This window comes from Rhodocytophaga aerolata (assembly GCF_030503435.1).
Classification (GTDB): domain Bacteria; phylum Bacteroidota; class Bacteroidia; order Cytophagales; family 172606-1; genus Rhodocytophaga; species Rhodocytophaga aerolata.
On the sequence record NZ_JAUKPO010000027.1, the window covers coordinates 50,258 to 65,253 of the forward strand.

Annotated in this window: 7 protein-coding genes; 6 read left to right on the plus strand and 1 reads right to left on the minus strand. The window is 42.7% G+C overall.

Translation table 11 applies throughout. From position 1 onward, the window contains the following. The first annotated feature begins 104 nt into the window (after positions 1-104). From Q0590_RS28395 to Q0590_RS28415, 5 genes are all read left to right on the plus strand, one after another. Positions 105-1,142, plus strand: coding sequence for a FecR family protein (locus tag Q0590_RS28395; RefSeq protein ID WP_302041034.1), 1,038 nt, complete (start codon positions 105-107; stop codon positions 1,140-1,142). A gap of 39 nt (positions 1,143-1,181) precedes the next feature. After that, positions 1,182-4,682, plus strand: coding sequence for a SusC/RagA family TonB-linked outer membrane protein (locus Q0590_RS28400; protein WP_302041035.1), 3,501 nt, complete (start codon positions 1,182-1,184; stop codon positions 4,680-4,682). Positions 4,683-4,717: 35 nt separating this feature from the next. After that, the gene (locus Q0590_RS28405) at positions 4,718-6,181 is read left to right on the plus strand and encodes a RagB/SusD family nutrient uptake outer membrane protein (protein WP_302041036.1); all 1,464 of its coding nucleotides are present in this window, start codon (positions 4,718-4,720) and stop codon (positions 6,179-6,181) included. Between the two features lie 1,761 nt (positions 6,182-7,942). Then, complete coding sequence (locus Q0590_RS28410; RefSeq protein WP_302041037.1) at positions 7,943-11,515, plus strand: ELWxxDGT repeat protein; 3,573 nt, start codon at positions 7,943-7,945, stop codon at positions 11,513-11,515. Positions 11,516-11,865: 350 nt separating this feature from the next. Continuing rightward, the gene (locus Q0590_RS28415) at positions 11,866-12,294 is read left to right on the plus strand and encodes a hypothetical protein (RefSeq protein ID WP_302041038.1); all 429 of its coding nucleotides are present in this window, start codon (positions 11,866-11,868) and stop codon (positions 12,292-12,294) included. A gap of 302 nt (positions 12,295-12,596) precedes the next feature. Here Q0590_RS28415 and Q0590_RS28420 read toward each other — a convergent pair whose 3' ends face one another. After that, positions 12,597-13,523: a macrolide 2'-phosphotransferase gene (locus Q0590_RS28420; protein ID WP_302041039.1), complete on the minus strand. Its 927-nt coding sequence runs from the start codon at positions 13,521-13,523 to the stop codon at positions 12,597-12,599. A gap of 550 nt (positions 13,524-14,073) precedes the next feature. Between Q0590_RS28420 and Q0590_RS28425 the strand changes: the two genes are divergently transcribed. Then, positions 14,074-14,880 (plus strand): DUF5694 domain-containing protein, encoded by an 807-nt coding sequence (locus Q0590_RS28425; protein WP_302041040.1) that lies wholly within the window; start codon positions 14,074-14,076, stop codon positions 14,878-14,880. Positions 14,881-14,996: the final 116 nt, after the last annotated feature.

Genomic DNA, 14,996 nt, shown 5'->3' on the forward strand with positions numbered 1-14,996 from the left:
AAATTTTTCTTCCAAAAGTGATTACAAAATGCCCATACTGGTATTATGTGAGCAAATAACTCAGCTCTTATCATTGTTGCTTATATCTGATCAACACGACTTGTATGGATTACACAAACTATACCGAAGAGGATTTCATTCTGGATCATTCTTTTTACAATTGGGTATTTGACAAAAATGAATTGGATACGCAATTTTGGGAAGAATGGATAGCTTTTCATCCGCAAAAGCAGGAAGTCATCCAAAGAGCAAAGCAGTTTTTGCAGAATCTCCAGCTTAAAGAAACCACCTTTTCTGATCAGGATACTGCAGAAGTATGGTTACAAATAGAATCTATTGTAAAACAGCCTTCGCTAGAAATTGATAGAGTACATTCATATTTCCCTACAAACCAGGTATCTTTTTTCCTTGGGCACTGGCATAAACTAGCCGCTGTATTTGTAGGTATTTTATTGGTTAGTATATATGTATGGCTGCAGGCGCCCCCTATTCAAATTCACCATACGTCCTTTGGTGAGACTAAAACCATTCTGCTTCCCGATAGCTCAAAAGTTACCCTGAATGCCAATTCGACCCTTCGCTACCAAAGTAGGTGGAACAGTGCGCAGGCAAGGGAGGTATGGCTGGAAGGCGAAGCTTTTTTACAGGTCGTAAAGAAACCCCGAGCCAGAGATGCCAAATTTATTGTGCATACCGATAAGCTCAATGTGGAGGTATTAGGGACTGCTTTTAATGTAAACAGCCGGAGGGGAAAAACCAAGGTAGTTTTAAACTCAGGCAAAGTAAAATTGCTTGCCGGAGAATCTAAGAAAAGACGTGGGGTAGTAATGGTTCCTGGAGAGATGGTGGAATTTTCAGAAAACGCTCTTTCTTTTAGTAGAAAGAAAGTAAATCCGGATATATACTCTTCCTGGCGCAATCATAAACTCTATTTCACCGATAACACCTTGCAGGAAATTACCCAGATGCTGGAAGACACCTATGGGCTAAAAATCACCATACAAGATCCGCTTTTACGCAACCGGAAACTTACCGGGGAAATCTCTTCAACCGACGAACAGACGGTGCTGGAAGTATTAGCAGAATCCCTGAATATCCGCTTAACTCGGAAAGACCGTCAGGTAATCATACAGAGTAAATAAATCTAAATTTTCACCTTTTAATCCAACACCCGCATGAAAATGAAAAAAACACCCCGCTATTGGGTATTGTTCGTCCTGCTGCTGCATGGCGTTAGTGGGCAGATACATGCCCAGACTATAGCTTATGCAGCTAACAAAGGGCAGGAAGGAAATAAGCAAACTTTGTACTTGTCCGACTTGCTGGAGGAATTAACGGAAGCCTATCAGGTAAGCTTTGTGTTCGAAACCAAACTCGTGAAGAGTAAAACGATCGAATTAGAGAGAAACGATAAAACTACCGTGGATGATGTACTCGACCGAGTGCTTCCTCAGCTAAACTTAAAATATAAGAAGATTAAAGGAAATACGTATGTTATCTCTCCTAAAGAAGAAAGTGCCGGCACAACACTGGAGAAAATTGAAAGAGAAGTAAACCTAACGGAAAGCACTATCGGCAACCAGGATAATCTAGTACAAAATAATTATCTGTCTACATTTCAGACGCCTGTGCTTCGAACCCTTTCTACACCAGTATTTGCTGTGCGCGGCAAAGTTAGAGCAGACAATGGGGAAGAACTGCCTGGAGTAAACGTGGTGGTAAAAGGTACCAGTATTGGTACCACTACAAATGTAACAGGCGATTATACGTTAAATACCCCCGATGGTAATGGAACCCTCGTATTCTCCTATATTGGCTATACCACTTCTGAGGTACCTATTAATAATCAGTCGGTAATAGATGTTACCCTGCAGCCTGATGTAAAGTCGTTAAGTGAGGTAGTGGTGGTAGGCTATGGTACCCAGCAGAAAAGAGACATTACTGGCGCGGTAGCTTCCGTATCTGCCAAAAATATTAAAGATTTGCCGGTAGCTTCTATCCAGGAAGGGCTGGCTGCACAGGTAGCCGGGGTACAAGTGCAGCAAACTACTGGCGCACCTGGACGGGGCCTTACGGTCAGGGTAAGAGGAACAGGCTCTATCAGTGCTGCCAACTCTCCTTTATATGTGGTGGATGGCTATCCTTTAGGTACACAAAACATCAGCCTGATCAATCCAAACGACATTGAATCCATTGAAGTACTGAAAGATGCTTCCGCAGCTGCTATCTATGGTTCCAGAGGGGCAAATGGCGTAGTATTAATTACTACCAAAAAAGGAAAGCCTGGCCGCACAAGTATCCAGTTTGATTATTTCACAGGTCTTCAGCAACCAGAAAGAGTAATTAATATGCTTAATGCCGCCGAGTTTGCCGAACACTCAAAAGAAGCGTTCAATGCTGCCTGGATAGACCGGGGCGGCAGTGCTTCTGACCCTAACAGTGCCCGGCCTGATGGGCAACGGCTCCGGTATCCGGATCAGTTTGAAAACCCTGCTTCGCTTGGCAAAGGAACCGACTGGCAGCGGGAGGTTTTCAGAACCGCTCCCATGCATAATTACCAGGTGACCGCTTCTGGGGGCGGTGAGAAAAGTCGCTTTTTGCTGTCTGCCGGATACTTCAACCAGAAAGGTATTGTGATCGGATCAGACTTTAAACGATTTACGGCTAGAGCTAATGTAGAAGCTAACTTATCGGATAAATTAATTGTAGGTTTGAATATGGCTCCTTCCTATGCTCTGGAAAACCGGGTAAACACTGATGGGCACTGGGCAAGCGATGGCGTAATCAATGGGGCCTTAGCCATTATTCCTTCTATTCCAGTTTACAACCCTGATGGATCGTATGCTTCGCAGGTAAACTTCGGCTTTGGTACCCCTGGTATCCCAAGTCCGGTAGCCATTGCCAGAGAGATAGACAATCCTATTACTACCTTCCGAAATTTAGGAAATGTATATGCAGAGCTTGAAATTATTAAAAATCTCCGGTTACGTACCACACTTGGAGCCGACATTAACCTGGACAGAAATAACTACTACCGGCCATCCAATGTACCTGCCAATCAGCAACCGGCACCTACTATTGCCACTGGCCGCTCGGAAACATCGCAGGAAATAAACTGGCTTAATGAAAATACACTTACCTATAGTACCACCTTCAACGAACGGCATGCCCTGGATGCATTGGTTGGGTTTACAGCACAGAAAAATCTGTATGAAAGAAACAACCTCTCAGCCACCAATTTTCCTAATGATTTAGTCCGGACACTGAATGCAGGCACCATCACTGGTGGTCAGTCATTCCAGGATGAATGGTCTTTAGTTTCGTACCTGGGCAGGATTAACTACCGTTTTGCAGATAAATATCTATTAACCGCTACTATCCGCCGGGATGGTTCTTCCAGATTTGGGGCTAATAATAAATATGGTGTATTTCCTTCGGCTTCTATCGGCTGGCGAATTTCACAAGAAGGGTTTATGCAGAACGTCAACTTCATTTCTGATCTGAAACTGAGGATAAGTTATGGGTTAACAGGTAACAATACCATCCCAAATTATGGAGCCATTGGCTTGTTGGGAGCAGATAATTATTCTCTTGGAGCAGGTACTAGTACTTTGGTAAACGGCTTGGCCCAGACTACCATCTCTAACCCAGACCTCACTTGGGAACGCAGTAACCAGCTGGACATTGGCCTGGAATGGGGCCTGTTTGAAGACCGCCTGTTCTTTACAGCCGATTATTACGATAAGAATACCTATGACCTGCTGCTGAATGTGCCGGTGCCTACCTCTACTGGTTTCTCTACGGCATTACAGAACATTGGGAAAGTAAACAATAAAGGATTTGAATTTGCTATCAATTCCCGTAACCTGACAGGTGCCTTCACCTGGACAACTAACTTCAATATCTCTTTCAACCGGAACAAAGTACTGGCTCTAGGCCCACAAGGCGACCCTATCCGTAGCGGGTCAGGTATTGGCGATACCCACATTACAGAAGTAGGGCAACCTTTAGGTAATTTCTTCGGCTATATACAAGAAGGCATATTCCTCGACCAGGCCGACCTGGATGCCAGTGCAAAGTTTTCGGATGCAAGGCCAGGAGATGTAAAATATACAGATATTGACGGAGATGGGTTGATTACACCCAACGACCGCACCAGGATTGGTAATAACCAGCCAGACTTTATTTATGGCTTAACCAATACACTCATCTTTAAAAACTTCGATCTGAACGTAATTTTACAAGGCGTACAAGGAGCGGATATTTTAAATCTCTCGCTGCGGTTCCTGGAAAATCTGGAAGGTAACCAGAATCAAAGGTCTACGGTACTGGACCGCTGGCGTTCCCCTGAACAGCCAGGCAATGGCCGGGTTCCCCGCTCCAATAGCCGTACTACAGGTAACAACAATCAGGTTTCTACCCGTTGGATTGAAGAGGGATCTTTCTTACGGATACGCAATATCACCTTGGGCTACAATGTACCCAAAGAGGTAGCTAGTAAAATTTTCCTGCAGAGTGCCCGTGTGTATGCGGGTATACAGAATGCTTATACCTTTACCAGCTATGGCGGTTATAATCCGGAAGTAAACCTGGGCGGCGATCAGGCACTGACACCCGGTACCGACTACGGTGGGTATCCTTTACCGCGTACGTTTACGCTGGGGCTTAATCTCGGATTTTAATCAGGCACAACATTCATCATCTACAAACAAATTTTATGAAAAAGACCTTAATATTCCTTAGTATACTTGGAAGCACCTTGGTTTCTTGCAAAGATGATTTCCTGGATTTGTCGCCGGTTTCACAGACCAATGTGAACAATTTTTATAAAACTGCTTCCGACATGAATGCAGCAGTAAATGCAACCTATTCAGCCCTACAACTTGCCGGACAATACACCGACTGGTATGTATTTTCAGAAATTCCTTCTGACAACACCACCAATCCGCTGTCTGGTTCGGTAACAGATATGGATGAGTTTGATAAGTTCTACATCCGTTCTACCAATCCTTTCCTGGATGCACGCTGGAACGATACCTACCGGGGTATTGCCCGTGCGAATACTGTACTCGACCGCATTGTTGCTGTTTCAATGGATGAAAATCTGAAAAGCCGCTATATTGGAGAAGCTAAATTTCTGAGGGCCTTAATGTATTTTAACCTAGTCAGAATTTTTGGTGATGTACCCTTAGTCTTGAACGAAGTAACTTCTGTAAGTGAAGGCTATAGGCACAGCCGGACACCTGCCGCACAAGTATATGAGCAAATTATTAAAGATTTAACGGAAGCCTCAGCGGCCCTGCCTGCTAGTTATACTGGCAATGACATAGGCAGAGCTACGCAAGGAGCAGCAAAAGCCCTGCTAGGGAAAGTGTATTTAACTAGAAAAGCCAGTGGAGATTATCAGGCAGCAGCCAAAGTTCTCAAGGAGGTGATAGACTTGAATCTATATGAATTGCTGCCCAGTTATGCAGATTTGTTCAAGCCATCCAATGCAAACAATAAAGAATCTATATTTGAAGTGCAGTACAAAAAAGGGGGCTTTGGCGAAGGCAGCAATTACCCTAATAACTTTGCGCCAGAATTTTCTGCACCTTTTGTAGTTTCTGTTGGCGGAACTGGCGGGAATAATATTATCACCCAGGATATGGAAGATGCCTATCAGTTGAATAATCCCAACATCGCCCTACGGGATTCAGTCCGGTTTAAGGCATCTATGGCACATGGGTACCTGAATGGAAACGGCCAGTTTATTGAACGGAAACACATAAAGAAATTTTCCGATACTCCCTTTCAGAACAACGATTCGGATGATAATTGGTATGTCCTACGCCTAGCTGATGTATTTTTGATGTATTCCGAAGCCCTTAATGAACTGAACAACGGTCCTACTACAGACGCATATACATATTTGAATCTGGTGAGAGAACGGGCCAATGTAGCTCCGGTGGCAAATTTATCGTATGAAGCCTTTAAACTGGCATTAGAAAATGAACGCAGGGTGGAGCTAGCTTTTGAAGGCCACCGCTGGTTTGATCTGGTACGTACCGGTAGAGCAATCCCAGTAATGGCTTCTAAAGGCATAGTTGTAGAGGAGTACCAGCTTTTGTTTCCAATACCGCAAAGACAAATAGATGTAAACCCTGGACAAATCACGCAAAATCCCGGGCATACGAGATAGTACAATAATGCAGAACATGCATATACATAAAACAAACAGTAAAGTATAGGGCATATAACCATATACGCTCTATACTTTACTGTTTGTTTTTACATGCTTGTTTTAGTAAGCGCCTATGTTGGCATGTATTATACAACTATAGCAATCAAATCATAATTACTTAGTTAGCCTCTTTACTTTTCCAGCTTTTGCTATAAATACTTGCAAGAGGAAGTTGTATCTGGCAAAACAAGTGCATTTATCACCTAGTTATCTGAGCGACTTGCTTAAAAAAGAAGCCGGCAAAAATACTCAGGATCACATCCACTATTATTTATGAACTTGTACATTTAACTGAAGCAATAGCCTAGGAGGGAAGAGGGCTATCTTTCAACAGGTATTGCCCGTGCAAAATGCTTCTTTAGCCTCCTTAAGCCATTGATTTTTCCTAGCGAAAAGAGGTAAAAAGGGTGTTTTAGAAATTATTTTTTCAGACCTATTTCAGACCCATGGCCTATAACTACTTGACTGATAGCATAGAGGCGCTATACTTGTAATCAGTAGGTCGTTGGTTCGATTCCGACTGGGGGCTCAATAAAAACCGCTAAATTTGCGAAATTTGGCGGTTTTTTGTTTTTAAAAATTCGCTGTATTCTGCAGTACCCAAAATGCAGAGATTATTTTGAGAATTTTTTTAAAATCGAAGAAGGGTGTTTTTGCCCTTTTCGCTATTAACTTTAAAAATGCACTGTTTTTCTACTAACTACATAAACTAAGCTCTGTAAGAGTGATAGACGAATGGGGATACACAACCAGTTATTTGTTAAAAGGAGAGGAGCTTAAATAGTAATTTCAATACTACATTTGAAAGATAGTAGGGGTAGACATTGCTTAAATTAATACTAAGAAAATTTATCCCTGCCTTTTGTGTAACTCCGCCATCTTTTGATCAAAATGCCCTCCCTACAATATCAGCCATATTGGCAGTCGTTACAAAAAGTGGTTAAATCATTCAAAGTTACGTTAGCTAATTTTCATGAGTTTTTGTTACCATTCATTCCCTCTTTTACCTCATAAATCTCTACCCTGTAGACAGGCACAGTTTACATTGTGATCAAAAGAATAGGTGGCCAAAAAATAGGGATAAGGTTCATGGATTCTCTATTATCTGTAACATTTCTCTAATTGAACATAAAAGTCGAAATAGGGCAAAAATAGTTCTTATGCCATCTGCAATATACCTGGAAATGGGTATTGACAGGTATAGGCATTCCTCTTACCTTTGTGGCCTACACTTTTGAACACTAGCTTGCATTATACCAGCGGGTGATATCCGCTGGAAAATTAAATTAAGGCCTCATTTTCTACAAGCAGCTTTATAAGCAGGCTCTCAGTATCCGAAAAGGAAGGTCCACATTTACTTGTAATAGACACAGTAACTTGTATACACAAGCAACTACTTTTTTACAACCACTTATCTACTTAACTAATCGTCTATGTTCAACTTGTTAACTTGCTCTCCTAATCCATTAGCAATCTGCCCCGCTGTAAATGAGATTTTCCCTGGCTAAGCCTTTTTTGTCCAACTTTTCTTTGGCTATCTCTCCTAGCCAAGGAAAACAAACGAAATAACAGTGGATTCTTTGTAAATCGCAGGATGCGTTCTGTCTACTATACAGACAGCTATTCCAACTATTGCACTTACTACTACCTATCCGGCAGAAATATTACTATAAAATAACAACTAACAATTCTTTATTTCTAACCCTTACCAACCTTCTCATGTTTTATTTTTCACCCTTTACCAGCTTATGCCTAGCTACTGCCAGGCACACGTATGTTATTGCGGCTAAACAAGCCGTTTTAGTTGTCCTTGCTTTATTTGTTTCCTTCTCCTCGCTTATAGCACAGGAGAACCCGACAGGCTTAACCCATGTGAATGGTACCTTATTTTTTGCAGCTAGTTCGCCTGATAAAGGAACAGAATTATGGAAGAGTAATGGCACTATCCAAAGCACTGTTTTAGTAAAAGATATTGCTTCGATGACAGCTAGTTCATCACCATTTAACCTGAAAAAGATAGGCAGCAGCTTATTTTTTACAGCCAATGGAACACAACTGTGGAAAAGCAATGGCACAGCTGAAGGTACCTTACTAGTAAAAAGCTTTACCTCCTCCAACCCTTCCCCTTTTTCCCAACTCACCGACGTAAATGGGGTACTTTACTTTGTGTTTTATAAGGGGAGCAACACCTATGAGTTATGGAAGAGCGATGGTACAGCCTCGGGAACCACCCTTGTTAAAACAGTACTTGGCTCTATGTATGGAAGTTTTACTCAACTGACCAATCTAAATGGGGTCTTATACTTCGCAAGCTATGAGGCGGCAACAGGTTTTGAGTTATGGAAAAGCAATGGCACGGCGGTAGGCACTGTGCTGGTTAAGGATATCTATCCAGGAACAGAAAGTTCAGTACCTTCCAATTTGTATGTTTGGAATGGCAACTTGTATTTTGCTGCCGATAATGGCTCTGTAGGTACCGAATTATGGAAGAGCAATGGCACAGCAGCAGGTACGGTATTGTTAAAGAATATAAAGCCAGATGGCGAACCCTTTGACCTAGGATCCAGTCCATCAGAATTCATTAGCTTCAAAGGAGAGCTATATTTTAGAGCAAGTGATGTTTATGGGAACTACGATACAGGTACTGATTTTTATGGGCTTTGGAAAACAAATGGCACAAACCAAGGCACAGTAAAAGTAAAATCTATACCAGGCCTTTATCCTCAAGAACTTACTGTAGTGAATGACAAGCTGTTTTTTATTGTCAACCATGTAAGGGTAGATGAGGAGGGGAATAGTAGTTATCATCAGGAACTTTGGAAAAGCGATGGCACAGAGACAGGAACAGGAATGATAAAAGCTTTCGGTTTAGGCTTGGATAATAAGTTACTTTCATTTAAACTAACAAATTTGAATGGCACTTTGCTGTTTGCCAGTCCGGGGAGCCAAAGGGGGTGGTCGCCCGATGGTGAACTCTGGAAAAGTGATGGTACTGCCCAGGGTACAGTACAAGTAAAGAACATATACCGGGATCGGTTTGCTCCTAATTTTTATGACTCTTCTTTTCCAGATGAGCTAACGCCCATTAATAATACGTTACTGTTTTCTGCCTACGATGGTATTGGGGGAAAAAGGCAGCTGTGGAAGAGTGATGCTACACAGGCAGGAACAACGAAACTAACCCCCACCCTTCCTACTCCCTGGAAAAGCCAGGATATCGGTGCCGTGGCTATAGCCGGTAGTGCCAATTATAACAACGATATTATACCGGCTAGTTTTCTGTTTACCCTAGAAAGTGGAGGTTATGACTTCTATAAGGCACCCGATGCCTTTCGGTATGTTTATCAACCTTTTACTGGCAATGGCACTATCACAGCCTATGTAGAAAACATGGGCAATACCCATCCCTATGCCCTGGCCGGCTTAATGATCCGGGAAGACCTGAGTGCTAATTCATCCTTTGCAGCTGTAGCGGTGAATCCTTCAGGCAATACAAACTTTATGTGGCGGCAAGGTGCTGGTACTCCTGGCTATACGTCGGTTGCCGCTCACAAATGGCTCAGATTGGAAAGAAAAGGCAATACATTTTCCGCCTATTACTCAACTGGTGCAGAACAAAGCTGGACCTTAATTGGTACGATGAATATTGCCATGGGCAACACCGTTTATATAGGCATGGCACTCACATCTCAGAATAACAGCACCTTGAATACAGCTACCTTTAGTCGGGTTCAAGTCAGGAATACACCGGTGGTAACCCTTACATCCCCTTCTCCAAATTCGAGCTATGCTGCTCCGGCTAGCATCACGCTGGCAGCCAATGTTTCTGGGTTTAATGGATCAATATATGGAGTGGACTTTTATCATGGAAATACTTTTATTGGCGGGGATGCTCAAAGTCCGTATAGCTATACCTGGACGAATGTACCGGCAGGTACTTACTCCCTTACAGCCGTAGTAAACGACGGAAATGGCGTAGCTACCAGGTCTGATCCCGTTGTAATTACTGTCGGCTCCACACCCATTTGCAGTGCCACAGGTAGTATCTTACGCGAGTTCTGGTCTGGCATTCCAGGAAAAGAAATCTCTTCTATTCCTGTAAACTCAGCGCCCTTAACCTCCACACAACTCCCTTCGTTTGAAGCCCCTACCAATGTATCAGACAACTACGGGCAGCGGCTCAGAGGCTATATCTGTGCCCCGGCTACAGGAAATTATACCTTCTACTTAGCTTCTGATGATAATGGGGAGCTATGGCTAAGCTCAAGTGATGATGCTGCCTTAAAGCAGAAAATAGCCTCGGTCACTGGCTATACCACCTCCAGGCAATGGACTAAATATGCCACTCAGAAGTCAGCTACGATTGCCTTACAGGCGGGGAAAAAATATTATATTGAAGCCCTGCATAAAGAAGGAGCCGGCGGCGATAACTTAGCGGTGGGATGGCAAACGCCTACTACTACAACCATCAGTGTGATCCCTGGCTCGGTACTCTCGCCGGCTGATCCCGCTGGTCCGTTTTGTCATGCGTCAGGAACGATTTTAAGAGAGTATTGGGCCAATATCTCCGGTGGTAGTGTCGCTAGTATTCCCCTTACGACTACCCCTACTTCTTCTACTCAGATCGCTTCTTTTGAAACACCCTCTAATATAGGCGATAACTATGGACAGCGCATCAGAGGCTACCTTTGTGCACCGGCCACTGGCGATTATACCTTCTATCTGGCTTCTGACGATCAAGGAGAATTGTGGATAGGTACAACGGATAATCCGTTAAGTAAAATAAAGATTGCCTACATTACCGGACATACTTCTAGTAGGCAATGGACCAAGTATGCTTCTCAAAAATCTGTAGCGGTCACTTTGCAGGCAGGCCATAAGTACTACATCGAAGCTTTGCACAAAGAAGCGGTTTATGGGGATAACTTAGCCGTTGGCTGGACTATTCCCGGCAGCAGTAGCATCAGTGTGATTCCAGGATCAGTCTTGTCCCCTTTTGTGCCCTCTGCTGCTAGATTGGCCAGTGAAGAAAATCTGCAGCTAAGTATAGCTGTCTATCCCAATCCGTTTACTAACAGAATGAGGGTAGCTACCAACGGGCAGCAGGGCAAGGTGCTTATTAGCTTAACAGATGTGGTAGGCAAAACTTATTTTGTGAAGGAGTATATCTTGTCGGGGCAATCCGAGCTAGAGCTTGATTTAGCAGGCGTAGCCTTAAGTCATGGCCTGCACCTGCTTAAACTGCAGACCCAAGATGGAAAAACGCACGTGATGAAAGTAATCAAGAACTAATCCCTAATTAAGTCCAAATCAAAAGGCAGGCTGGTCACTCAGCCTGCCTTTTTAGTATTTTACTTACTTTCTAGTTTTTACAATAGGTGTCTTGGAACAGTATAGAGAAGAGTGATTTTCATATAACCAAACATAAACACTCTTCTTGCTCATATTTATCTATTGCAGGTTACCCGAAAGGGGGAATTCAATTAACTGATAGCCAAAATTAAATTCAACTAATTAGTTTTGATTTTTACTTCCCTTCCTTATATTCATAGTCTGTTGATGTTCGTTTATCAACTTAGCATCTTAGTTGGGTAGTTCTATAAAACATTATCTACCATTACTCTTTCTTCCTCTCAACATTTATGAAAATAAAACATGTATGGTTCACACTCTGTTTTCTGTTGGGCATTGTCTTCCTGGCCAACAGCCAAACTACAAGCAAATCTGCTCAAACTCCTACTAAAACTACAGAGTCTACAGCCTTATTAGTAGGTAAATGGAAAGGCAGTTATGATGGAGGTACTCCTGGCACGTGTGAAATGGAGTTTAGCCGAAAGGCAAATGGGACACTAAGTGGTCAAATAGTAATTCACCCGGAAGGCGGGGAAAAATCCACTCCGGCTACCTTTGATTCAGTTAAGCTAGAAGGAAACAGCCTGACAGCTTCTTTTAGCGATCCTGATGGCAATCCAATACAAGTAGAGGGTAAGCTTGAAAGCAAGCAATTGAAAGGAACTTGGAAAACAGCCAACAATGAGGGAGGTAGTTGGCAAACGACGAAAAGTCAGTAAAGACAACAATGGGGTATGCCTGTTGCCCTCTATAGGCAGAGTTGGTATACTAAAGAAGAGGAGGCAGAACTATGAATTGGTATTCAAACAGGGAAGGAGAGCGTTTTCTGAAAATATCACCCTATGAGCTAAGCAGGGATGCCTCCCTCGACTGGTGTTTGGAAAAAGAAACGGATTCAATGAGTTTTCTTTAAAGGGGGAGTTAATTTAACTCCCCCTTTGTGTTCCATGAGAAAGCTCTGTCAGATCTGTTACTGATCCGGATTGTACAAGAAATCTCTGCCGGATCCGTTATGTTTCTACTATTTGTCTACCCCAAGTGCCACTTTAGCCATCTGTAGATATTCTTCTACCCCTGATTGTAAAGCAAATAAGGCAATGTTTATCCCATACGCTCCTTGTTGCCGCACAATATGCTCTTTCATTCTTGGCCATACTTTGCCGCCTGCCTGCTCATAGCCGGTTAGTAAAGTGCTTAACGCCTGCTGCCCAAAGGTGGCTAAATAAGGCACAAAATCGATGGCAGGATCCCCCACTTCGGCCTCTGTCCAATCAATCAACCCACTTACCCTGCTTTGGGTATCTACTAAGATATGGCCGGCATGCAAATCCCCATGCACCAGGGATGTATGCTGAGGCCAATAAGAATCCTCCCCTACCCATTCTTGCCAGCTTTGCCATAAAGCCTTACAGACACCCATTTCTTGCTGTACCTGTTCCATTTTAAGCTGCAGTGTGGTGCGCAGCCCTTTTGCAGGAGTGACCCGAATCCCGCCTTGGGCAGCTTCTTTGGGATCAATACTATGTAGGGCAACTAGGGTATGAGAAAGGGAAGTAGTAAAAGCAGCCGCTAAGTTAGCAGGGTCTAGATGCCATTGATATTGCTTGACTTGTGGATCGATTGTGGCCGCAGGTGTACCTGGTAACAGCCGATAAGCGATCAGTTGCTCAGTATTTACTTTCCACTCTGGGACAGCTACCGGCAGATGCTGGCTTACCAGGGTTAGTGCCCTGTTTTCATAGATTGCTTTTTCTCCCACATCGCTTCTTCTAGGAATACGCAGCACCCATGAGTTGTCTGTTTGGTCTCTAGCAATGGCTACCAGAAAATCTAAGCCGGATTCATTCAAGGAGAGGCTTTCCCCTTGCAGGGTAAGGCCATGTGTGGAAGCAAGCGAGAGCACTTGTTGAATGGTAGGAGATTGTATAAAGGGCGATGATTGATTCATAAATGATGATTGATTCATAAATTGAGATAATGGAGAGGGCAATACAGGCATAGCCCATCTTTCTAATGGAAAGAGGCATTCCCCTCAGGTGAAAGAATAAGAAGAAAAGCATGCTGTGGTAGCATGCTGTGGTCAATTGCTTTGGTAGGCTCTTAGCAAGAAGAAACCCTGTTTTGCTTTAGTTAATACAAAGCAAGGCTGTTATTCACCCAAAGGTGAAAGAAAGCAACCCACAGGTCTGCAGAAGCAGTATTAGCGATAGAGTTGGAGCAGATTACATTGCATAGTGACAAAGATACATTTTTAACAGATGGATGCAAATTACCTGAACAAGTAAAATAAATTCCCCCTTTCTGTTAACCATCGACGAATATACACTGTAGTTAAATGGGCGCTTATCTTCTTATTCCAAAATGATGATCAAAGCTACATTTTAATTATCATTTTGGAATAAGAAGATTACCTGTCTATTTTTACATGATTCAATGGTATTTATACGCCAATCTTCTTATTTTACCTTCCTGTTTAATGTTACTTAATGAAACTTTTAATGAAACCTCTCTTGACGGTGCTTGCCTTCTTTATTTGTATACATACCCTTTTGGGCCAGACGCCCTCCCATAAAACTAAAATTTTGCTGTTAGGTGTGCCTCATTTTACCCCTTCTCCCACCGATGTATACAAAAGTAAAGGCTTCGATGTTGAAAGTACAAAAGGGCAGAAACAGATAGCAGAAGTAGTAACTAAGTTAGCCGCATTCAAACCCAACCAAATCTGCGTAGAACGGGAGGTAAATTACCAACCCAAGCTGGATAGTGCCTATAAATTGTATTTAACCGGCAAGTATAAGTTAGGGGTAAGTGAAATTGACCAGCTAGGATTTCAAACTGCAAAAAAACTAGGCCTTACTAGCCTTACAGCGGTCAATTATATGGGCTACTTTGAAACAGCCCCATTAGAGGAGTTTGCTACCAAGAATAATCAAACCCATTTACTAGATAGCTTATATCAATTTGCTCAAGCCAACAACGATGAAAACAAGGATAAACAGCAGAATTTACCTTTAAAAGAATTCTTACTTTTTGATAATAGTCCCTATGCCCTAAGTAATAATCATCAATTATATACCAAGTATACGGTTAAAATAGGCAAGGAAGATCAGTATGTGGGTACTAATTTGGTAGCTGAGTGGTACAAAACCAATTTGCATATTTATACCAACATCTTGAGAAAGCTGCAACCTGCCGACCGGGCCATCTTAGTCATCTATGGGCAAGGCCATATTCCTATCCTCAGGCATCTGTTTGAGTCTAATCCTAATTTTGAGTTAGTGGAGGTAAAAGATGTATTGAACTAGTGGATAGCTTTGATGAATTCCATTTCAAAAGATGTGAACGAAACGATAAACATAGCTTTACTAGGTATCCACTTTTGCCCAACGTGACAACAGTAGGTACCAGGCATTAGGCTCAT

Coding starts and splice junctions, on each gene's coding strand:
- Q0590_RS28395 (WP_302041034.1), top strand. CDS start 105: ATGGATTACACAAACTATACCGAAGAGGATTTCATTCTGGATCATTCT.
- Q0590_RS28400 (WP_302041035.1), top strand. CDS start 1,182: ATGAAAAAAACACCCCGCTATTGGGTATTGTTCGTCCTGCTGCTGCAT.
- Q0590_RS28405 (WP_302041036.1), top strand. CDS start 4,718: ATGAAAAAGACCTTAATATTCCTTAGTATACTTGGAAGCACCTTGGTT.
- Q0590_RS28410 (WP_302041037.1), top strand. CDS start 7,943: ATGTTTTATTTTTCACCCTTTACCAGCTTATGCCTAGCTACTGCCAGG.
- Q0590_RS28415 (WP_302041038.1), top strand. CDS start 11,866: ATGAAAATAAAACATGTATGGTTCACACTCTGTTTTCTGTTGGGCATT.
- Q0590_RS28420 (WP_302041039.1), bottom strand. CDS start 13,523: ATGAATCAATCATCGCCCTTTATACAATCTCCTACCATTCAACAAGTG.
- Q0590_RS28425 (WP_302041040.1), top strand. CDS start 14,074: ATGAAACCTCTCTTGACGGTGCTTGCCTTCTTTATTTGTATACATACC.